The sequence below is a fragment of the Cellulosimicrobium cellulans genome (assembly GCF_001722485.1).
GTDB classification, from domain to species: domain Bacteria; phylum Actinomycetota; class Actinomycetes; order Actinomycetales; family Cellulomonadaceae; genus Cellulosimicrobium; species Cellulosimicrobium cellulans_A.
Window position 1 is genome coordinate 1 of sequence record NZ_LWGL01000045.1, and the last position, 20983, is coordinate 20983.

A 20983-nucleotide genomic window follows, 5' to 3' on the forward strand; every position below is an offset into this window, starting at 1 on the left:
GCGGCCGGGGTCGCCGCGTTCGACCTGTGCGGCGCCGCGGCCGACGACGCGGCCCGGGCCCTCGAGCTGTCCGCGGTCGTCGTGGCGGACGACCTGGACGGTCCCGTCGCCGGGCGGTCCGTGCCGGGCGCGACCGCGCCGTTCGTCGACGCCGGTCTCGACCGGGACGCGGTCGTCCGGCTCGCGCAGCACCTCGAGCTGCCGGCCGCCGCGGCGACGGCGGAGGACGCCGTCCAGGTCGAGGCCGCGGAGAGCGAGCTGCGGCGCCTCGGCCTGGAGGAGCTGCGGGTGCGGCACCACGGCGACCTGGCACGGCTCGAGGCACCGCGGTCCGACCTCGCCAGCGTGGCGTCGGAGCCCCTGCGCGGCGAGGTGCTGCGCGCCGTGCGCTCCGCCGGCTTCCGGGCCGTCGCGCTGGACCTCGGCCGCGTGCCGGGGCCGACCGAGGCCTGACGCCGTCCTGTCCCGACGTCGGCCTGCCCGCGCGTGGCGCGGCAACGGGTGGCAACCCGCGCCTGACCTCGCGGTGCGCGTCGTCCCGGTCCCGCCACGACGCCGGTCCGGGAGGAGCCGGGCGCGAGCGGGCGACCGGGGGCAACAAGTGGCAACTCGTTGTCCCCGTCCACGACGCCCGCCTAGTGTCCAACGCGACGCACCACCGCCCCGGAACGAACCGGGGTGACGACCGACCTCGACGGAGAGGCAGTCCGATGCAGCGAGCATCCGCGGTACCCGGCCGGACGGCGTCGTCCGCGCCCGGCGTCCGCGACCTCGCGGACGGCCTTCCCGCTGACACCCACGAAAGGGGACGACCGGTGGTCTGGACGCTGTCCGGCTTCGCGGACGAGATCTCGCCCGACCTCGCGACGCAGTGCGAGGTCGCCGCGGGCCTCGGCCTGCGGTACGTCGAGTTCCGCAGCGCGTGGGGGACCAACGTGCTCGACCTCGACGAGGACCAGCTCGGGCAGGCCGCGCGGCTCCTCGACCAGCACGGCCTGCGGGTGTCGAGCATCGGCTCGCCGATCGGGAAGATCTCCGTCGACGACGACTTCGCCCCGCACCTCGCGCGGATGCGCCACGCGGCGGACGTCGCGCGGTTGCTCGGCGCCCCGTACATCAGGGTGTTCTCGTTCTTCGTGCGCCCCGGGCAGGACCCGGCCGCGTGCCGCGACGTCGTGCTGCGGCGCATGTCCGCGCTCGCCGAGGTGGCCGCGGAGGCCGGCGTCGTCCTGCTCCACGAGAACGAGAAGGACGTCTACGGCGACACGCCCCAGCGCTGCCTCGACGTCGTGGAGTCGGTCGGCTCGGCGCACCTGCGGCTCGCGTGGGACGCCGCCAACTTCGTGCAGGTCGGCGTGCGGCCCTTCACCGACGGCTACCGGATGCTGCGTCCCCACCTGGAGTACGTGCAGATCAAGGACGCGACGGCCGCGACGGGCGACGTCGTGCCGGCCGGGCGGGGCGACGGCGAGGTCGTCGAGACGGTCCGCGCCCTGCGGGCCGACGGCTTCGACGGGTTCTTCTCGCTCGAGCCGCACCTCGGCGCGGCGCACGCGTTCGGCGGCTTCTCGGGGCCCGAGCTGTTCACGGAAGCCTGGGAGGCCTTCACCGACATCCTCGACGCCGAGCAGGTGGCCTACGCATGACCGTCCCTCTCCCCGTCCCCGACCCCGACTCCGACTCCGACGTCACGGGCGCGGCCCGGGGCGCGACCACGACCACCATGGAGGAGCCCTCGATGACGACCACCCAGGGAGCGCGGACCGCGTCGCCGACCGCACCGCGGACCGCGCAGGACGCCCCGTCGAGGGCGGGCGCGCCGGTCGGGCCGTCGCTCGGGAGCCGCGCGCTCGCGCTCGCGTCCGCGTCGTGGCGCCCGCTGCTCGTGCTGCTCGTGCTGTTCGGCGTGTGGTGGTTCGTCGCGTGGCGCGAGCTCGTCCCGGCCTACCTCGTCCCGTCCCCGGGCGCCGTGCTCGAGACGATGGTCGCCGACTGGGCTCTGCTGCTCGAGCACACGTGGGTCACGACGATGGAGACGATCATCGGCTTCGTGCTCGCGGCCGTGATCGGCGTCGCGACGGCGGTGCTCCTCGTCTACTCCCGGACCGCCGAGAAGGCGCTGTACCCGCTGATCCTCTTCGCCCAGGTCATCCCGAAGATCGCGATCGCACCGATCCTCGTGGTCTGGTTCGGGTTCGGGCTGACGCCGAAGATCGTCCTTGCCGTCCTCATCGCGTTCTTCCCAGTCGTGGTGTCGGCCGTCGCGGGCCTGCGCTCGATCGACCCCGAGCTGCTCGAGCTCTCGGCCACGATGGGCGCGTCGCGCTGGAAGACGTTCCGCAAGATCCGCTTCCCCGGGTCGCTGCCGCAGCTCATGTCCGGCCTCAAGGTCGCGGTGACGCTCGCGGTCGTCGGTGCGGTCGTCGGCGAGTTCGTCGGCGCCGACCGGGGCCTCGGGTACGTGCTCCTGCTGGCGAGCGGCAATCTCGACGCCCCGCTGCTGTTCGCCGACCTCATCCTCATGTCGCTCATCGGCGTCGTGCTCTTCCTCCTGGTCGAGCTGCTCGAGCGTCTCCTCATCCCGTGGCACGCGTCCCGGCGCGGCAACCTCGCCCTCGCGGCGGCCTGAGCGGTCCGCACGAAACTCTCCTGCATCTCCCCGCCGTCCGCGGACGGCACGACAAGAAGGGCTCTCCCCATGCGTGGTGGCAAGTTCGGAGCATCGCTGGTCGCGGCCGGCGTCGTGGTGGCGGTGTCGGCCTGCGGTGGCGGCACTGAGGCCGGTGGCCCCGGCGGGGAGGGCGAGGGCGGCCTGACCGAGGTGACGGTGACCCTCAACTGGGTCCCGTACGGCGAGCACGCGCCGTTCTACTACGGCGTCGAGCAGGGCATCTTCGAGGACGCGGGCATCGACCTGACGATCCAGCCCGGCAACGGCTCGGGGAACACCGTCCAGCAGGTCGCCCAGCGCAACACCGACTTCGGCTGGGCGGACACCCCGCCGCTCGCGAACGCGATCGCGTCGGGGATGCCGGTGCGCAGCGTCGGCGTCTTCCTGCAGACCGGGCCGAGCTCGGTCGAGTTCTTCGATGACCAGGGGATCACCGAGCCCGCCGACCTCGTGGGCAAGACGGTCGGCGGGACGCCCGGCGACGCGATGTACGGGACGTTCCCGGCGTGGCTCGAGCTCAACGGGGTCGACCCCGCGGACGTGACGGTGGTCAACGTCGACGCGGCCGGCAAGATCGCCGCGCTCATCGAGGGCAAGGTCGACGCGATCCAGGGCTTCCACCACGACCAGGCGCCCACGATCGAGAACCAGACGGGCAAGGAGGTCTCCGCGCTGCCCTTCTCCGACTTCGGGATGAACCTGCTCGGTACGGGCCTCGTGGCGCACGAGGCGACCATCGACGCCGACCCCGAGCTGGTGCAGGCGATGGTGCGCGCGACGTCGGAGGCGTTCCTCGCGGCGTCGGAGGACCCCGAGGCCGCGGTCGCCGCGATGGCGGCGGGCGCGGAGCAGGCCCCCGACGAGGCCGTGCTCGCGGCGCAGCTCGAGGCGACGATCGGCCTCCTCGGCCTCGACGAGGCCCCCGCTCCCGGCGCCAACACGGAGCAGCAGTGGACCGACACGCTGACGTTCCTGTCGGAGAACACCGACTTCGAGGGCGACGTCGCCCCGGCGGACTACTGGGACGGCACCTTCGGGGAGGACCTCTGATGGCCGCCACCGAGCTCGAGGCATCCGCCCCGTCGGTCGGCACCGCCCCCATCATCGAGGTCTCGCACCTGACGATGCGCTTCCGGTCGAAGCGGTCCGAGACCGTCGCGCTCGACGACGTGTCCCTCGCCGTGATGCCGGGCGAGTTCGTGACGATCGCCGGACCGTCGGGCTGCGGCAAGTCCACGCTGCTCAAGATCGTCGCGGGGCTCACGTCCGTGTCCGACGGCGAGGTGCGCCTCTACGGCGAGCGCGTCACCCGGCCCCAGCGCGAGATCGGGTTCGCGTTCCAGCGCTCCGCGCTGCTCGAGTGGCGCGGCGTGCGCAAGAACATCCTGCTCCAGGCCGAGATGCGCGGCATGGACCGGCGGCGCGCCGAGGAGCGCGCCGACCACCTCATCGAGCTCACCGGGCTCACGGGGTTCGAGAAGGCGCTCCCGCACGAGCTCTCCGGCGGCATGCAGCAGCGCGTCGCCCTGTGCCGGGCGCTCCTGCACGAGCCGCGCGTCCTCCTCATGGACGAGCCGTTCGGCGCGCTCGACGCGCTGACCCGCGAGCAGATGAACATCGAGATGAACCGGATCTGGCGCGAGACCGGCACGACCATCGTGCTCGTCACGCACTCCGTGCCCGAGGCGGTGTACCTCGGCAGCCGCATCGTCGTGATGAGCCCGCGGCCCGGCCGGATCGTCGAGATCCTCGAGCCCGGCCTGCCGGCCCGGCGCGAGTACGGCACGACCCTTGCCGACCCCCGCTTCACGACGGCCGCGGAGCGCCTGCGCGACCTGCTCGGCGCGAGCCACGTCGCCGAGTGACCGCCGACCGACCAGCAGGAAGGACGACCATGAGCACGGACCGCCTCGGGGTGGGGATCGTCGGGATGGGCGGAATCAGCACGATGCACGCCCGCGCGCTGCGCGAGCTGGAGGGGCGGGTGCGGCTCGTCGCGTACAGCGGCGCTCGCCCCGCGACCGGCAAGGAGCTCGCGGGCTGGCCCGCGGCGCACCTGGAGCCGGACGACGTGATCGACCACCCCGACGTCGACGTCGTCGCGATCTGCTCGCCGAGCGGGACCCACGCCGGCCTCGCGCTCGCGGCGCTCGAGGCCGGCCGGCACGTCGTCGTCGAGAAACCCCTCGCGCTGGACGTCGCCGACGCGCTGAGCGTCGAGCGCGCCGCGCGCGAGCGGGGCCTGAGCGTGTCGACGATCTCGCAGCGGCGGTTCGAGGCCGAGCACGCCGCGCTCGCGCGGGCGCTCGCGGACGGCGCCCTGGGGGAGGTCCGGCTGGCGACGACGCACGTGCACTGGTTCCGCGACGACGACTACTACCGCGCGGCGGGGTGGCGCTCCACGTCGGAGCAGGGCGGTGGGTCGCTCATGAACCAGGGCGTGCACAACGTCGACCTCCTGCAGTGGCTCTGCGGCCCGGTGGAGTCGGTGACCGCGCAGTCCGGGACGCTCGCGCACCGGATCGACACGGAGGACACGACGGTCGCGACGGTGCGCTTCGCCTCCGGGGCGCTCGGCGTCGTCACGACGACGACCGCGACGCCCCCAGGGTTCCCCGCGACGATCGCGGTGTACGGCTCGCGCGGCTCGGTCGAGCTGGGCCAGGGCGAGGTCCGCCGCTGGGACGTCCCCGGCGTCCCGGCGCCCGCCTCCGGAGCCATCGCGAGCGGGGCGGCGGACCCGCTCGCCATCGGGCACGCGGGTCACCTCGCCCAGTGGTCGCGGATCGTCGCGGCGCTGGAGACGTCGTCGCCGGTGCCGGTCGGCGTCGACGAGGCCGTGGAGACGGTCCGCCTCCTGTGCGCGATCCACGAGGCCGCCGCGACCGGGGCCGTGGTCCGGCCGGCGGACCTCGGCGCGGTCCGTACGCCGGTGGCCTGAGCCGGGCGGCCCGGCGGGGCACCCGCGCCCGGGCATGAGAACGTTTGCCGTCACGTGCCTCTCCAGGCGTGCGGCGGTCAGCGTCCGCGCGTCTACAATCGTTCGCACGCGCTCCACCGGGGTGCTCCGGAACCGAGGAGGGGACCATGGTCACCGTGCGTGATGTCGCCCGCGAGAGCGGCGTGTCCATCTCCACCGTGTCCCGGGCGCTGTCGGAGCCGGGGCGTGTCGCTCCGGAGACGCGCGACCGCGTCGTCGCCGCGGCGACACGGCTCGGCTACCGCCCGAACCGGGCGGCGAGCGGGCTGCGGGCCGGTCGCACGCACGCGCTCGGGCTCGTCGTCCCGGACCTCGAGAACCCGTACTTCGCCTCGGTCACCAAGGGCGTCCAGGCGCGGGCCCGCCGCACCGGGTACGCGGTGTTCGTCGTCGACGCGGGGGAGGACCCGGCGCTCGAGACCGAGCTCGTCGAGGGGCTGCGGCCCCAGACCGACGGCCTCGTGCTGTGCTCGCCGCGCGCCGTCGAGGCCGACCTCGCGGCGGCGGGCGACGCGCCCGTCGTCCTCGTGAACCTGCGCATCGACGGCGTCCCGGCGGTCTCCTCCGACGACGCGCACGGCGTCCTGCTCGCCGTCGAGCACCTGCGCGCGCTCGGCCACCGCCGCATCGCCTACGTCGGCGGGCCCGACCGGTCGTGGTCCGACGCCCGCCGTCGTGCGGGGCTCGAGGCCGCCGGCGAACGCTACCCGGACGTCGAGACGGTCGTCGTCGGCGCGTTCCGGCCCCGCGTGGAGGGCGGCCGCTCGGCCGCAGACCTCGTGGTGGCGTCCGGAGCGACGGCCGTGCTCGCGTACAACGACCTCGTGGCGCTCGGCCTCGTCGCGCGCATGCGCGAGCGCGGCGTGTCCGTGCCGCACGACCTCAGCGTCGTCGGGTTCGACGACACCTTCGTCGCGACGCTCGCCGCACCGCCCCTGACGACCGTCCGCACCGACCTCGCGGAGCTCGGCGCGCGCGGCGTCGACCGGCTCGTGGCCTCGCTCGAGGCGCGCCGTGCTGCCCGAGCCGCCGCCGATGGTGATGACCAGGGCGTCGCCGACGCCGCGGGCAGCGCCTCCGAGGATCCCGCGGACGTGCTCCCCGTCGAGCTCGTCGTGCGCGGGTCCACCACCGTCCCGCCGCCCGCCACCGTCCCGCCGTCCGCCCAGCCCGCGTCCGTCGCGGCGCCGCGGGCAGATCGTCCGAGCACCACCGAACCGCAGGAGGCCGTGTGACCGCCCCCACCACCGACCCGACCGGCGCTGCACGCGAGGCGCGCGACGCGCGCCTGCACCGCGACACGCCCCCGCCGGGGCTCGCTGAGCCCGTCCGCCCGACGCAGGTGGGCATCGTCCACCTCGGCATCGGCGCGTTCCACCGCGCGCACCAGGCCGTCGTGACGGAGGAGGCCGCGCTCGCCACGGGCGACACCCGCTGGGGCATCCTCGGCGTGACGCAGCGGTCCGCGTCCGTGCGCGACCAGCTGCGCCCGCAGGGCGGCGCGTACACGGTCCTCACCGTCGGGCCCGACGGCGCGTCGCCGCGCCTCGTCGGGTCCGTGACCGACGTCGCGTGGCCCGCCGAGGAGACGCCGCGGGTCCTCGACGCGCTCGCCGCGGCGACGACGCACGTCGTGACGCTCACCGTCACGGAGAAGGGCTACGCGCGGCAGGCGGACGGGCACCTCGACCTCGACACGGTGCGCGCGGACCTCGACGCCCTCGCGGCCGAGGAGCGCGACGGCACGCCGCCTGCCGACGCCGTCGCCGCGGCGAGCGCCGTCGGGCTGCTCGTGCGCGGCCTCGCCGCACGGCGCCGGGCCGGGGGAGCGCCGCTCACCGTGCTCAGCTGCGACAACCTGGCCGACAACGGCCGGGTCCTCGCGGCGCTCGTCACCGAGGCCGTCGACGCGGCCCTGCCCGGTGCCGAGGGTGACGCGCTGCGCACGTGGCTCGCTACGTCGGTGACGTTCCCGTCGAGCATGGTCGACCGGATCGTCCCCGCGACGACGCCGGCCCAGCGCGACGAGGTCGAGTCGCTGCTCGGTGCGCGCGACGAGGGCCTCGTCGTCGCCGAGCCGTTCCTCCAGTGGGTGGTCGAGGACCGGTTCGCCGGCCCGCGCCCCGCCTGGGAGCGCGGCGGGGCGACGTTTACCGACGACGTCGCGCCCTACGAGCGCGCCAAGCTGCGCCTCCTCAACGGCGCGCACTCCTACCTCGCCTACGCCGGCTCCCTCGCGGGGTACGCCACGCTCGCCGAGGCGGTCGCCGACCCGGCGCTCGCCGCGGGTGCCCGCGCGTTGCAGGCCGACGCGATCGCGACGCTCGAGGCGCCCGACGGCGTCGACCTCGCCGCCTACGCCGAGCAGCTCCTCGAGCGCTTCGCCAACCCCGCGACCGGCCACACGACGCGCCAGGTCGCGATGGACGGCACGCAGAAGATCCCGGTCCGCTGGGGCGGCACGCTCGCCGACCGGCTCGCCGCCGGCGTCGTGCCCGCGGGCGTCGTGGGGGCGCTCGCGGCCTGGGCCACGTACGTCGTCGCCGAGACGCGCGCCGGCCGGACCGTCGACGACCCGCGCGCCGAGGAGCTGCGCTCGCTCGTGGAGGAGGCGTCCGACGACGCCGCCGCGGTCGCCGCGCTCGTGCGCCTGCCGGGTCTCCTGCCCGGGCTCCCGGCCGGTGACGACGACCTCGACCGGGTGGTCGACGCCGTCGTCGAGGCCCACGCCGCGGGGGAGGTGAGCGCGCCGTGAAGATGGGCTTCCGCTGGTACGGCGAGGGGAACGACACCGTCACGCTCGACCACGTGCGCCAGATCCCCGGCGTGGAGACGATCGTGTGGAGCCTGCACCACAAGCAGGCGGGCGAGGTGTGGGAGCAGGCCGAGATCGACGCCGAGGTCGGGAAGATCACGGAGCTGTCGGACGAGGCGCGGGCGCGCGGGATCACCCGGACGTTCGACGCCGAGGTGGTCGAGTCGGTCAACGTCCACGAGTCGATCAAGCTCGGCAAGACCGTGCTCGGGATGGGCCGCGACGAGGCGATCGAGAACTACCGGACCACGATCCGGCGCCTCGGCCGGGCCGGCGTGAAGGTGGTCTGCTACAACTTCATGCCCGTCTTCGACTGGCTGCGCACCGACCTGTGGCACCCGCTGCCCGACGGCTCGACCGCGCTGTTCTACGAGCAGGCCGTCGTCGACAGGATGTCGCCCGAGAGCCTCATCGCCGACATGGAGGCGAACACGCACGGGCTCACGCTCCCGGGCTGGGAGCCCGAGCGGCTCGCGAGCTTCAGCGAGCTCAACGCCGCGTACGAGGGTGTGACGCACGAAGACATGTACCGCAACTACCGGTACTTCCTCGACGCGGTGATCCCGGTGTGCGAGGAGGTCGACGTCAAGATCGGCGTGCACCCCGACGACCCGCCCTTCGACGTCTTCGGCTGGCCCCGCGTGGTGTCGACGAAGGAGGACCTCGCGACGGTCCTCTCGCTCAACGACAGCCCGTACCACGGCCTGACGCTGTGCCTGGGCAGCTTCTCGGCGAACCCGGGCCAGGACGCCGTCGATGCCGTGCGCACGTTCGTGGACCGCATCCACTTCACGCACGTGCGCAACATCAAGCACCTCGGCGGCGGGGACTTCACCGAGGTCGGGCACCGGGCGTGCGAGGGCAGCGTCGACACGACCGGGATCATGAAGGCGTACGCCGAGGCCGGGTACCAGGGGTACGTGCGCCCGGACCACGGGCGCCACCTGTGGGACGAGAACACGACGAACAAGCCCCGGCCGGGCTACGGCCTGTACGACCGCGCGCTCGGCATCCAGTACCTCCTCGGGGCGTGGGACGCCTTCCGCTACCGCGACGCGTGACGGCCCTCCTCTCGTGGCGGGCGCCCCGGTGGCCTACGGTCGGGTCACCAGCCCGTCACGAGAGGAACCGTCGTGCCCCGACCCCCGCTGCCCTCCGACGCCGTCAAGCTCCTGCGCCGCCCGAACCCCGCCGTGATGGCGACCCTGCGGTCGGACGGGACGCCGGTCACCGCCGCCACCTGGTACCTGTGGGAGGACGACGGGCGCGTGCTCGTCAACCTCGACGCGACCCGTGTGCGCCTCGGCCACCTGCGCCGTGACCCGCGCGTGTCGCTCACGGTGCTCGCCGAGGACTGGTACACGCACGTGACCGTCATCGGGCGCGTCGTCGAACTGCGCGACGACGAGGGGCTCGCAGACGTCGACCGCATCTCGACGCACTACACCGGCCACCCGTACGCGAACCGCGAGGCCCCGCGCGTCAGTGCGTGGATCGAGGTCGAGCGCTGGCACGGCTGGGGCGCCACGAGCCACGAGGGCGCTTCCTGACGTGCGCCCGCGCGCGCTCGTCCTCGCCGGTCGTGGCCGGTACGAGGACCCGTGGCACGACCACGCCGGGACGTCGCACGTCGTCGCGACGCTGCTCGGCGAGCAGGGCGTCGACGCGGAGGTCCGCAGCACGTTCCCGCACGCGTTCGCGGACCTCGGGTCGTTCGGCCTCGTCGTCGTGAACGCGGGGCGCGGGCGCACCGACGCCGCGTTCGACGGCGACGACGCGGCGTGGGCGCCCGCGCACGAGGCCGTCCGGGACTTCGCGGCGGGCGGCGGCGCGTTGCTCGGCCTGCACCAGGCCGCCAACTCGTTCGCGGACAGTCCGCACTGGGCCGGGATCCTCGGCGGCAGGTGGGTGCCGGGCGCGTCGATGCACCCGCCGCAGGACGTCGCGACGTTCACGCCCGTCGGCGACCACCTGGTCGTCGCCGGGCTCGGCCCGGTGGTCGCCGACGACGAGCGCTACTGCCGCCTCGACGTCGCCGCCTCCTCGCGCGTGCTGCTCACCGCGCACCACGACGGGGTGGACCACCCCGTGGCCTGGGTGAGCGCCGGGGCGCGCGCCGTGTACGACGGGCTGGGCCACGGCGTCGAGTCCTACGCGTCGCCGTCCCGGCGCGAGCTGTTGCGCCGCGAGGTGGACTGGCTGCTCGGTCGTCCCTGAGAGCGGCGAACGGCAGATCTCACGGCCGACCTCGCGTCGGCGAGTGCAGCTGAAGCGGGTCGTGTTCGTCGTTGGAGGAGTCCGGCTTCGCCTCGTGCATGATGCGTGGCAGGTCCGTCAGCGAGGGGGTGCCCATGGAAGAGCGAGACGTCGTCGAAGACCCCAGGCCCGAACGGCCTCGGCGCCTGCGCGTGCCGGTCTGGGCCGGGACGACTGCCGTCATCGTCGGCGCGCTGGTCGCCGTCGTGGTTCTGGTGTCACGGTTCTCCACCGGTGCGCAAGACTGCCCGGCGATCGGCTATTCCAGCCTTCTCGAGGTGGTGCTGACGGGGGACACCGCCGAGGTGGCGCACCTCCAGGTGCGCGACGGCGACGACGAGGTCTGGCAGCCGCCGCTGCCGACGGGTGCAGACGCGTCAGAGCCCGCGATCCCGATGTCGCGGGACGGTGACACGTGGACCTTCACGCTCTTCTACCCGACGAACCCCGTCGGGCTCCGCGCGCTCGACGAAGCCGGAGGCGTCCTCGCCGAGACCGAGAAGAACGTCGAGCTGACGCGCGTCGGAGGTTCGGAAGCGTGCGGCGGCCCGATGGAAGGCCGCATCGGCTGGGTGCTCTGACACAGAAGTCGGCGCGGGCCGATCACAGGGATTCGGCTCACAAGACGCGCTCTCCGCTGACGCGCGCGCGGACGTTTCTTGTCGTACTCGATGACCGCGCGCTCGATCACGGCGTCGGCCGAGGTGTGCTCGGTCTCCACGGTGCGATCGAGGGCGGCGGCCGCGTCCGGCCCCAGCCGAAGGATCCTTGCTCATGCGTTCATGGTGTTGCTCTCCATCGTTGGAGCTGTTGTCGGGCACCACTGCGGTAGCGCGGTGGTACCGCTGCGGTACCGGATTGGTACCGCAGCGGTGTCATCTCGTTCTTGCGAGTCGGCACGTTGCGCCCTTCGCGATGCAGAGCGCATGAGCGTCTGGCGAGCCGCCGACACGAACCTCTCCGACCGGGAAGGCCCCGACGCAGCCAACCCGACGTTGCAAAACCGACGGGGTGGGTCGAGACCGCCGTTGGTAGCGGGAACCTACAGAGCGCATGGGAGGCTCGTGGCGTGCGAGTCGACGACCTTCAGCTCCCCTTCTTCGTTTCGACGATAGGCAACGCGGCTGGGGAGCCGGCGATTGTTCTGCCAGGCGGCCCGTGTCGCGGACCTGAGTACTTGGCCGACTTCGCCAGCATTGGAGACGATCGTCCGCTGGTTGTACTACATCCCCGAGGCACGCCGTGCAGCGGAGGGCTTTCCCGCGGATGGTGGGCGGATGCGGCCGACGTCGTGGAGCTGGCCGACGCGCTCGGCCTGGGGTCCGTAGACCTCGTCGGCCACTCGGCGGGGACTCGCCTCGCACTAGCCACGGCGACACGGTTCCCGAGTCGAGTGCGCTCCATGGCGCTCATCACGCCCCCGGCGACCTGGCTGACGGGGACCGCCTCCGACACCGACTCGCTCGCAGCCACCTACGCAGAACGGGAAGTTCTCGACGCTCTCGCAGCCATGTCCACCGACGACCCGGCGACGGAGGCAGAGTTCCGAGCGTCGTTCCTTCGGCAGGCCCCTGCCGGCTACGCCCACTGGACAACCCGGGAGCAGACTCACGCGAGTCTCGGAGCCGTGAGCCTGGCTGCAGCGATGGCCTGGTTCACCGACATACCCAATGACGCCGCTGCTCAGATTCGAGCCATGCCTTCCACACGAACCTTGGTGATCGGCGGTGACCGTGACCTGCTCACCGGAGCACAGCCCGTAAGGGATTACGCCGCGGCGCTGCGTGCCGACCTGGAGGTGCTCCCCGACTGCGGACACTACCCATGGATCGAGCAACCGGCCGGCTTCCGCGAACGCCTCTCTTCCTGGCTGGCCCGTACCGACAGCTGACGAATCCGAAGCCCCGGACCGAAACCAGGTCTCCCACACGAGGTCTCGGGATGGCACTCGTTGCGGCTCTCCGCATCACATGCTGCGTGTGTTGTCCCGAAAACGGCGGCGGTCCACCGTTTTCCGCACACCGCCGATTCTGAAGCGACACGCCGAGAAAGCGTGTCGCAGAACTAGTGTCTGGAAACACCCAATGTCGCAAAACGCGACCCTAGGGTTTTCGCTACGGTCAGCGGCACTGTGTACACCTACGGCTACGCCGGGTCTCGATCACCGCGCGAGAGCACGTCCGTCATCGGGGGACACCGGCTCAGCGCGCCCAGGGCACGCCGAGCTCGGTGAACGTCCGCGCGGAGCGCGCGGCCTCCTCGCACCACCGCGCGACGTCGTCGACGACGGGCCGCCGGTCGTCGCCCTCGCCGAGCCACGTCACGGCATCGGCGGGCACAGCGCGCGGCGGCGGTGCGGTGCGCACGGCCTCGAGGACGCGCATGAACGCGCCGGTCTCGCGCACGTCGGACGCGAGCCGCCGGCCAGGCTCGGCGCGCACCGCGAGCAGGTCCTCGAGCAGGGGCGTGCGCCCGTATGTCTTCTCGACCTGCAGCCGCGGGGTGCGCAGCCGGACGCGGTCGTGCTCGTACTCGAGCGTGATCTCGCCGTCGGTGCCGAGCACGAGCACGCGCGCGGGCGTCCGCTCGGGCGCGCACAGCGTGAGGCCCGCGCCGAAACGCGTGCCGTCTGCCGCCACGACGCGCAGCGACGACGTGTCGTCGGCCTCGATGGGGTTCGCACGGTGGAGGTCGACGACGACGTGCGCGACGTCGGCCGCGGTGCGCGCGCCCCCGACGCGCAGCATCGTCGCGACCGCGTGGGCGAGCGGGTTCGTCACGACGCCGTCGACGACGTCGCGCCCGTCCAGCCGGCGCCGCCCCGCCCAGGGCGCGCGGGCCCAGTAGCCCGCGGTCCGCACCCACGTGCCGACGGCCCCGATGCCCACGACCTCGCCGATCTCGCCGTCGGCCACGAGCCCCGTCACGGCGTCGAGCGCGTGCGACCCGAAGGACTGGAAGCCGACCTGGCACAGCCGCCCGGTGCGCTCCGCCGTCTCGACGATCGCCGTGTGCTCGGCGAGCGACGCCGCGGTCGGCTTCTCGAGGAGGACGTCGAGCCCGGCCTCCATCGCGGCGCGCGCGAGCGGCAGGTGCGTGGGGATGGGGGTCGACAGCACGACGACCTCGGGCCGGACGTCCGCCCGCGGGTCGGAGAGCAGGTCGCCGAGCGTCGGGAACCACGGGGCCGCCGCGTCGTCGGGCCGGCGCGGGTCGACGAGCGCGCACAGGCGCGCGAGCCCGCGCTCCGCGAGGGCCTCGACGGCGCGCACGTGCGAGGCGCCGTGGCCGTGCACGCCGACGACCGCGACGGGCGTCGGCGCGCTCACCGCACGCGCTCCACGAGGGCGGCGGCCTCGTCGAGGCCGAGCGCGCGGTCCACGAGCACCGCCCGCAGGCCCGTCTCGAACGTGCCGCCCGCCGGGATGCTGCGCGGCGTGTCCCACGCGAGCGACGGGCCGGCGCCCGGGTACTCGGCCGCACGGACGAACCAGGGGAGCGGGTCGCCGTGCTGGACGAGGATCAGCGTCGTCGCGTGCGTGGGGTGCTGCTGGACGTACGCGACCCACGGCGACGTGCTGCCGTGCGCCGCGGCCTCGCCGTGGCCGCCCGCGCTCAACACCTCGGGAGTCCCGGTCCCCGCGTCCGCGAGGCGCCAGAAGAGCCCGCCGTACCCGGCGCCGGGGCGGCCGTTCGTGGCGGGCGAGCCGATGACGAGCGCGCCGCGGTCGGCGCGCAGGACCGAGCGCCAGTCGAGCACCCACGACTCGTCGTCGAGCACGCGCGCGTCGAGGCGCCGCTCCTCCTCGAGCTGGGGCACGCCCTGCTCGTCGTGCCAGCGCACGGCGTCGAGGAGCACGTGCGGCGCGACCGGGTCGACGAGCAGCGCGTGGCTCACCTGCCGGCCGTGGTTGGGCAGCAGGGTGGGACCGACGTCGGCGACGAACGTCCGGCCGCCCCAGTAGGACGTGCCGTTGACGTCCGGGACGGCCATCGAGACGCCGTAGTGGTGCCGGTGGTCGACGGGGCCGGCGTCCGTGAGCGGGACCCCGGCGAGCGTGTGGACCGGGTGCAGGTGGGCGCGCGGCGCGTGCACGGGCGGGATCCGGTCGCCCTGCTGGTAGCGCGCGAGGCGCAGGTCGCCGCAGCGCAGCACCACGGCGTCGCCGTCGGTCGTCCACGCGACGTCGCGGGTCGCAGGCAGCACCGTGGGCGTGGCCGGGACGGCCGGGACGACCGGCACCGAGGCGGTGCGGGGCCGCGTCGTCGCGCGGGCCTTGGCGACCTGCCGGGGGACGGGGCCCGTGCTCGCGCGCACCTCCAGGCGCGGCTCGAAGCGCGTGACCTGCGACGGGTGCCCGCCGGTCGCGATCGACGCGGCGAGCTCCTTCCACGCCTGGCGCCCGAGCTCGGCCTGCGGCACCGCGACCGTCGTCAGCGACGGGGTGGCGTACCGCGCGAGGTCGATGTCGTCGAAACCGGCGACCGACATGTCCTTGGGGACGGCCACGCCGGCCTCGTTGAGCCCGGCGAGCAGGCCGAACGCCACGAGGTCGTTGAACGCGACGACGGCCGTGGGGCGCGCGGTGAGCACCTCGTCGACGACCGCGTGCCCCGCCGCGATGTCGGGGCCCGCGGGGAGGTCGACGAGCTCGACGTCCGGCCGCCGGTCCAGCACGGTGCGCAGCCCGGCGCGGCGCAGCGCGTCGGACGCGCTGCCGGGCGGGCCGGCGAGGTAGGCGATCCTGCGGTGGCCGAGACCGACGAGGTGCTCGAGCACCTGCTCCGCGGCCCGCGCGTAGTCGACGACGAGCGCGGGGACGCCCTCGGCGTCGACCGGCTCGCGGTTGACCAGCACGACGGGCGCGACCTCGCGCACGAGGGCCGCGAGCTCGGCGTCGGCCATGCGCGGGGACACGAGGACGAGCGCGTCGCACCGCAGCCGGGCCTCGAGCGCGATAGCCGCCTCGTCCGTCGGGTCCTCCGCGGTGTCGGCGACGAGCACGCGGTAGCCCGCCGGCGACGCGGCGGTCGTCACGCCGCGCAGCACCTGCTGGAACAGCGGGTTGCCGAGGTCCGGGACGACGAGCGCGACGGTGTTCGTGCGGCCGAGGGAGAGGCTCCGCGCGACGTTGCTCGGCCGGTAGCTGAGGTCGGCGGCCGCCTGGCGCACGCGCTCGGAGATCTCCGGGTCGACGGTCGAGCGTCCGTTCATGACCCGGGAGACCGTCGCGCGCGACACCCCTGCGGCGGCCGCGACGTCCGCGATCGTGGCGGTGCCTCGACGTGTGCTCACGCTGGCCATCGTTCTCCCTCGGGTCGTCGGACGCGCGTCCGCGCCCCGTCCCGCGTCGTCGCGGACGGGCGCGTCCCCGGTCGTACCGGTCGCGGTGCGACTGACGGTACACCATAGGAAACCGGTTCCCCATGTGGTACGTTCCGTGTCGAGCAACCGGTTTCTACGACGAGCCGGTGCGGTCGGGGCCTCTCGCCCCGACCAGTTCCGATCAACGTCGACCGGAGGGAGAGGCATGACGCGCAACGCCGAGCGGACCCGTGGCCGCGGAGGAGGTGCGCCGTGGCGACCGTGACCGCACCCGCGACGGCGGCCGACCCGCGCCCGGGCCGCCGACCGACGAGACGACGCCGGGGGGACGGCCGCGCCGCCGCGCTCTTCCTCGCCCCGTGGTTCGCCGGGCTGGCCCTCATCACGGCCGGGCCGATGGCCGCGTCGCTCTACCTGTCGTTCACCGACTACGACCTGCTCCAGGCGCCGTCGTGGGTCGGGTTCGAGAACTACGAGCGGATGTTCGCCGACCCGCGCCTGCTCAACTCGCTGCAGGTGACGTTCACGTACGTCTTCGTGTCCGTCCCGCTGCAGCTCGCCGCCGCGCTCGGGCTCGCGCTCCTGCTCGACAAGGGGCTGCGCGGCCTGGCCTTCTACCGGTCGGTCTACTACCTGCCCTCGCTCCTGGGTGGGAGCGTGGCCATCGCCATCCTGTGGCGGCAGGTGTTCGGCGCCGACGGCCTCGTGAACCAGGTGCTCGGCTTCTTCGGGATCCAGGGCCAGGGCTGGGTCTCGCACCCCGACTACGCGCTGGGGACGCTCGTCGTCCTCAACGTGTGGACCTTCGGCGCGCCGATGGTCATCTTCCTCGCCGGCCTGCGGCAGATCCCGGCGATGTACTACGAGGCGGCCTCGATCGACGGCGCGGGCCGGCTCCGGCGGTTCTGGTCCATCACCGTCCCGCTGCTCACGCCGATCATCTTCTTCAACCTCGTGCTGCAGCTCATCAACGCGTTCCAGTCGTTCACGCAGGCGTTCGTCGTGAGCGGCGGGACCGGCGGGCCGGCGGACTCGACGATGTTCTACACGCTCTACCTCTACCTCAAGGGCTTCGGGTCCTTCGAGATGGGCTACGCGTCCGCGATGGCCTGGTTCCTGCTCCTGATCGTGGGCGGGATGACGCTCGTCAACTTCCTCGCCTCCAAGTACTGGGTCTTCTACGATGACTGACACCACGACCGACGCCCCCACGGGCGCACCGTCGCGCCACGCCGCCGGGCACCGCCGCCCCGCCGCACCGGGCGCCACCACCGACACGACCGCGGCCCCGGCACGCCGCCGCGGCCGCACCCGAGCCCGGGTCTCGACCGTCGTCAGGCACGCGCTGCTCATCCTCTTCGGGCTGATCATGCTGTACCCGCTGGTGTGGATGCTGGTCAGCTCCTTCAAGCCGTCCGCGCTGATCTTCCGCGAGCCCGGGCTCATCCCCAGCGAGGTCGACCTCAGCAACTACACCGAGGGCTGGAGCGCGCTGCTCCACCCGTTCAGCCACTACCTGATGAACTCCGCGGTGGTGGTGCTCGGCTCCGTGCTCGGCAACCTCGTGGCCTGCTCGCTCGCGGCCTACGCGTTCGCCCGGCTCGAGTTCCGGGGCCGCAAGGTGTGGTTCGCGATCATGCTCATGACGATCATGCTGCCGATCCACGTCGTGATCGTGCCGCAGTACATCCTGTTCTCGTCGCTGAGCTGGATCAACACGTTCCTGCCGCTCATCGTGCCGAAGCTGCTCGCCACGGACGCGTTCTTCATCTTCCTCATGGTGCAGTTCTTCCGCGGCATCCCGCGGGAGCTGGACGAGGCCGCACGCCTCGACGGGTGCGGGCACGGACGCATCTACGCGCGGATCATGATGCCGCTCGCCCTGCCGGCCCTCGCCACGACCGCGATCTTCACGTTCATCTGGACGTGGAACGACTTCTTCAGCCAGCTGATCTTCCTCACCAAGCCGGACATGTACACGGTCCCGGTCGCGCTGCGCACGTTCGTCGACTCCACGGGGCAGAGCTCGTGGGGCGCGATGTTCGCGATGTCGATCGTCTCCCTGGTCCCCGTGTTCCTCGTCTTCCTGTTCGGCCAGAAGTACCTCGTCAAGGGCATCGCCACGACGGGGATCAAGTAGCGCACCACTTCGTCATCAGCACGTCTCCCGTCTCCAGCACGTCTCCACCCGGCCCCGGCCGGGACTGCCGACCGACACGACGACGTCTCGTCACGCACCGAAGGAGAGTCATGAACACGTCCATCACCCGCCCGAGGTCGCGCACGGCGCGCCGCGGCGCCGCCGCGGCGGCCGCCCTCGTCGTCGGCGCGCTCGCGCTGACCGCCTGCTCCGGCGACAGCGGCATCGTCCCCGCGGACGAGGACACCACGACGTCCGCCGAGGAGGACGGGCCCGTCGAGATCCGGTTCTCGTGGTGGGGGTCCGACACGCGCCACCAGCTCACGCAGGAGGTCATCGACCTCTTCGAGGAGAAGAACCCCGACATCACCGTCGTCCCCGACTACACCGACTGGGGCGGCTACTGGGACAAGCTCGCCACGTCGGTGGCCGCGGGCGACGCGCCCGACGTCATTACGCAGGAGGAGCGCTACCTCGCCGACTACGCGAGCCGTGGCGTGCTCGCCGACCTCTCGGAGCTCGACGTCGACACGTCGGCGATCGACGAGAACGTGCTCGCGTCGGGCGAGACCGACGGAGGCCTGTACGGCGTGGCGACGGGCGTCAACGTGTACGCGATGCTCGCCGACCCGCAGATCTTCGCCGACGCGGGCGTCGAGATGCCCGACGACACCACGTGGACCTGGGAGGAGTACGTCGACATCGCGGGCCGCATCTCCGCCGGCACGCCGGACGGCGTGTACGGCGCCCAGGACTACGGCTTCAACGAGCCCGGCTTCGCGATCTTCGCGCGCCAGCGCGGCGAGACCCTTTACACCGAGGACGGCAAGCTCGGCTTCTCGCAGGAGACGCTCGCGGACTTCTTCCAGGTGTCGCTCGACCTGCAGGCGAACGGCGGCGAGCCGGACGCGGCGCGCTCGGTCGAGATCGACGCGGCCGGGCCCGAGGGCTCGCTGCTCGGCACGAACTCCGGCGCGATGGGCGTGTGGTGGACCAACCAGCTCGGCGCGATCAGCACCGCGGCGGGCAGGGACCTGCAGCTCCTGCGGTTCCCGGGCGAGACGCAGTTCGAGCGCACCGGCATGTACTTCAAGCCGGCCATGTACTACTCGGTCTCCAAGACGTCAGAGCACCCGGAGGCGGCGGCGAAGTTCGTCGACTTCCTGCTCAACGACCCGGAGGCGGGCGCGCTCATCCTGTCCGACCGCGGTTTGCCCGCGAACACCGACGTGCGCGCCGAGGTCGCCGACCTGCTGCCGCCCGTCGAGCAGCAGGCCGCGGACTTCCTCGCCGACCTCGAGGACGAGATCGTCGACGGCCCGCCCGTCCCGCCCGTGGGCGCCGGCGACGTCGTCGAGATCATCCGCCGCATCAACACCGACGTGCTCTTCGGGAACCTCTCGCCCGAGGACGCCGCCGCGCAGTTCATGACCGAGGTCGAGGCCTCCATCGGCTGACGCCTCTCCCGGCTGACCGACCCACCGGGCGCCCCCGCGGCGTCCGCACCCCAGCTGGCCGGCCCGGCCCCGTCGCCCCACGGGACCGGGCCGGCCGACCTCGCGCCGGCCGTCGGCGCGAGGGCTCACGAGAACCACGGAAGGACCGTCGTGCCGCCCCTCCCCGAGACCAGCACCCCGCAGCCCGACGACCGCCGCCGGTACGCCGTCGTCGGGACCGGCCACCGCGCGCAGATGTACGTCGACGCCATCCTCGGACCGCACTGCGACGTCGCGCGCGTCGTCGCGTGGTGCGAGCCGAACCCGGTGCGCGCCGCGTACTACGACGACCTCGTGCGGGCGGCCGGTGAGGCGCCGGTGCCGACGTACGCGCCGGACGACCTCGAGGCGATGATCGCGCGCGAGCGGGTCGACGCCGTCGTCGTGACGTCGCCGGACCACACGCACGCCGACGTCGTCGCGCGCGTCCTGGCGGCGGGCGCCGACGTGCTGCTCGAGAAGCCCATGACGACGACCGGGCGGGGGTGCCGCACGATCGCCGACGCGGTCGCGACGCACGGCCGTGACGTCGTGGTGACGTTCAACTACCGCTACTCGCCGCGCAACACCGCGCTGAAGCGGCTGATCGCCGACGGCGAGATCGGCGACGTCACGGCCGTGCACTTCGAGTGGGTGCTCGACACCGTGCACGGCGCCGACTACTTCCGCCGGTGGCATCGCGACAAGGAGTCCTCGGGCGGGCTGCTCGTCCACAAGTCGAGCCACCACGTCGACCTCGTCAACTGGTGGGTCGGCGACGTGCCCGACCTCGTGTTCGCGCGCGGCGGGCTGCGCTTCTACGGGCCCGACGGCGCCCGGCCGGTCGGGGAGCGCCCGGCGCGCGGGACGCGCGGGGCCCCCGACGGGCCGGCCACGGACACCCCGCGCGACCGGTTCCTGCTCGACCTCGCCGACGACCCGCGCCTCGCCGACCTCTACCTCGACGCCGAGGCGCACGACGGCTACCGCCGCGACCAGGACCCCTTCGCGGCCGGCGTGACGATCGAGGACACCGCCGCCGTCCTCGTCGAGTACGCCCGCGGCGCGGTGCTCACGTACTCCCTCACGGCGTACGGCCCGTGGGAGGGATACCGCGTGAGCGTCACCGGCACGCGCGGCCGCGCCGAGCTCGAGGTCGTGGAGCGCGGGGCGGTCGTCGTCGGGGCGGACGGCCGGCCGGTGCTCGACCCCTCCGCGCAGGAGGCCGCGGCGAGCGGGCCCGTGCGCCCGCGCGGCGAGCGGCTCGTCGTCCAGCGGCACTGGGAGGACGCGCGCGAGGTCCCGATCCCGCGCGGGCAG

The 20983-nt window shown here is 73.4% G+C and carries 18 protein-coding genes and 1 pseudogene; 17 read left to right on the plus strand and 2 right to left on the minus strand.

Features of this window, described 5'->3' with window-relative positions; translation table 11 throughout:
• From JZ5iCDA_RS18770 to JZ5iCDA_RS07455, 13 genes and pseudogenes are all read left to right on the plus strand, one after another.
• A pseudogene (locus tag JZ5iCDA_RS18770) lies at positions 1–453 on the plus strand (hypothetical protein); the annotation flags it as partial.
• Positions 454–815: 362 nt separating this feature from the next.
• On the plus strand, positions 816–1646 hold the full coding sequence (locus JZ5iCDA_RS07400; protein ID WP_069386589.1) for a sugar phosphate isomerase/epimerase family protein: 831 nt from the start codon (positions 816–818) through the stop codon (positions 1644–1646).
• Entirely contained in the window at positions 1643–2629 is a 987-nt protein-coding gene (locus JZ5iCDA_RS07405; protein ID WP_253181999.1) for an ABC transporter permease, read from the plus strand. The genes JZ5iCDA_RS07400 and JZ5iCDA_RS07405 overlap by 4 nt, the downstream gene beginning before the upstream one ends.
• 69 nt (positions 2630–2698) lie before the next feature.
• Positions 2699–3721, plus strand: coding sequence for an ABC transporter substrate-binding protein (locus JZ5iCDA_RS07410; RefSeq protein WP_069386590.1), 1023 nt, complete (start codon positions 2699–2701; stop codon positions 3719–3721).
• Positions 3721–4536: an ABC transporter ATP-binding protein gene (locus JZ5iCDA_RS07415; protein WP_069386591.1), complete on the plus strand. Its 816-nt coding sequence runs from the start codon at positions 3721–3723 to the stop codon at positions 4534–4536. Before JZ5iCDA_RS07410 ends, JZ5iCDA_RS07415 begins: the two co-directional genes overlap by 1 nt.
• 29 nt (positions 4537–4565) lie before the next feature.
• Complete coding sequence (locus tag JZ5iCDA_RS07420) at positions 4566–5612, plus strand: Gfo/Idh/MocA family protein (protein ID WP_069386592.1); 1047 nt, start codon at positions 4566–4568, stop codon at positions 5610–5612.
• 146 nt (positions 5613–5758) lie between these two features.
• Positions 5759–6886, plus strand: a complete 1128-nt coding sequence (locus JZ5iCDA_RS07425; RefSeq protein WP_069386593.1) for a LacI family DNA-binding transcriptional regulator — start codon at positions 5759–5761, stop codon at positions 6884–6886.
• On the plus strand, positions 6883–8406 hold the full coding sequence (locus JZ5iCDA_RS07430) for a mannitol dehydrogenase family protein (protein ID WP_139123009.1): 1524 nt from the start codon (positions 6883–6885) through the stop codon (positions 8404–8406). The genes JZ5iCDA_RS07425 and JZ5iCDA_RS07430 overlap by 4 nt, the downstream gene beginning before the upstream one ends.
• 2 nt (positions 8407–8408) lie before the next feature.
• Entirely contained in the window at positions 8409–9527 is a 1119-nt protein-coding gene (locus tag JZ5iCDA_RS07435; protein WP_253182001.1) for a mannonate dehydratase, read from the plus strand.
• Between the two features lie 72 nt (positions 9528–9599).
• A complete protein-coding gene (locus tag JZ5iCDA_RS07440; protein WP_069386595.1) occupies positions 9600–10016 on the plus strand; it encodes a TIGR03618 family F420-dependent PPOX class oxidoreductase in 417 nt (138 codons plus the stop codon).
• A 1-nt stretch (position 10017) separates the two neighbouring features.
• Positions 10018–10683, plus strand: a complete 666-nt coding sequence (locus tag JZ5iCDA_RS07445; protein ID WP_069386596.1) for a ThuA domain-containing protein — start codon at positions 10018–10020, stop codon at positions 10681–10683.
• 71 nt (positions 10684–10754) lie between these two features.
• On the plus strand, positions 10755–11303 hold the full coding sequence (locus tag JZ5iCDA_RS07450; RefSeq protein ID WP_139123010.1) for a hypothetical protein: 549 nt from the start codon (positions 10755–10757) through the stop codon (positions 11301–11303).
• A gap of 488 nt (positions 11304–11791) precedes the next feature.
• A complete protein-coding gene (locus JZ5iCDA_RS07455; protein ID WP_069386598.1) occupies positions 11792–12613 on the plus strand; it encodes an alpha/beta fold hydrolase in 822 nt (273 codons plus the stop codon).
• Positions 12614–12923: 310 nt separating this feature from the next.
• Here the strand turns inward: JZ5iCDA_RS07455 and JZ5iCDA_RS07460 are convergent, their stop codons facing one another.
• Together JZ5iCDA_RS07460 and JZ5iCDA_RS07465 are read right to left on the minus strand one after the other, a co-directional pair.
• The gene (locus JZ5iCDA_RS07460) at positions 12924–14051 is read right to left on the minus strand and encodes a Gfo/Idh/MocA family protein (protein ID WP_069386599.1); all 1128 of its coding nucleotides are present in this window, start codon (positions 14049–14051) and stop codon (positions 12924–12926) included.
• A complete protein-coding gene (locus tag JZ5iCDA_RS07465) occupies positions 14048–16027 on the minus strand; it encodes a DUF6807 family protein (RefSeq protein ID WP_083259763.1) in 1980 nt (659 codons plus the stop codon). The genes JZ5iCDA_RS07460 and JZ5iCDA_RS07465 overlap by 4 nt, the downstream gene beginning before the upstream one ends.
• 282 nt (positions 16028–16309) lie before the next feature.
• Here JZ5iCDA_RS07465 and JZ5iCDA_RS07470 point away from each other — a divergent pair, with 282 nt between their 5' ends.
• The 4 genes from JZ5iCDA_RS07470 to JZ5iCDA_RS07485 all read left to right on the plus strand — a co-directional run.
• Positions 16310–17239, plus strand: a complete 930-nt coding sequence (locus JZ5iCDA_RS07470; protein ID WP_069386605.1) for a carbohydrate ABC transporter permease — start codon at positions 16310–16312, stop codon at positions 17237–17239.
• Complete coding sequence (locus tag JZ5iCDA_RS07475; RefSeq protein WP_083259765.1) at positions 17232–18188, plus strand: carbohydrate ABC transporter permease; 957 nt, start codon at positions 17232–17234, stop codon at positions 18186–18188. The genes JZ5iCDA_RS07470 and JZ5iCDA_RS07475 overlap by 8 nt, the downstream gene beginning before the upstream one ends.
• 110 nt (positions 18189–18298) lie before the next feature.
• A complete protein-coding gene (locus JZ5iCDA_RS07480) occupies positions 18299–19645 on the plus strand; it encodes an ABC transporter substrate-binding protein (protein ID WP_069386600.1) in 1347 nt (448 codons plus the stop codon).
• A gap of 150 nt (positions 19646–19795) precedes the next feature.
• On the plus strand, positions 19796–20983 hold a 1188-nt coding region (locus JZ5iCDA_RS07485), incomplete at its 3' end, for a Gfo/Idh/MocA family protein (protein ID WP_069386601.1).

Bases quoted from the DNA above. Each gene is read 5' to 3' on its own strand.
- JZ5iCDA_RS07405 (WP_253181999.1), top strand. From the start codon at position 1,643: ATGACCGTCCCTCTCCCCGTCCCCGACCCCGACTCCGACTCCGACGTC.
- JZ5iCDA_RS07410 (WP_069386590.1), top strand. From the start codon at position 2,699: ATGCGTGGTGGCAAGTTCGGAGCATCGCTGGTCGCGGCCGGCGTCGTG.
- JZ5iCDA_RS07415 (WP_069386591.1), top strand. From the start codon at position 3,721: ATGGCCGCCACCGAGCTCGAGGCATCCGCCCCGTCGGTCGGCACCGCC.
- JZ5iCDA_RS07420 (WP_069386592.1), top strand. From the start codon at position 4,566: ATGAGCACGGACCGCCTCGGGGTGGGGATCGTCGGGATGGGCGGAATC.
- JZ5iCDA_RS07425 (WP_069386593.1), top strand. From the start codon at position 5,759: ATGGTCACCGTGCGTGATGTCGCCCGCGAGAGCGGCGTGTCCATCTCC.
- JZ5iCDA_RS07435 (WP_253182001.1), top strand. From the start codon at position 8,409: ATGGGCTTCCGCTGGTACGGCGAGGGGAACGACACCGTCACGCTCGAC.
- JZ5iCDA_RS07465 (WP_083259763.1), bottom strand. From the start codon at position 16,027: ATGGCCAGCGTGAGCACACGTCGAGGCACCGCCACGATCGCGGACGTC.
- JZ5iCDA_RS07475 (WP_083259765.1), top strand. From the start codon at position 17,232: ATGACTGACACCACGACCGACGCCCCCACGGGCGCACCGTCGCGCCAC.
- JZ5iCDA_RS07480 (WP_069386600.1), top strand. From the start codon at position 18,299: ATGAACACGTCCATCACCCGCCCGAGGTCGCGCACGGCGCGCCGCGGC.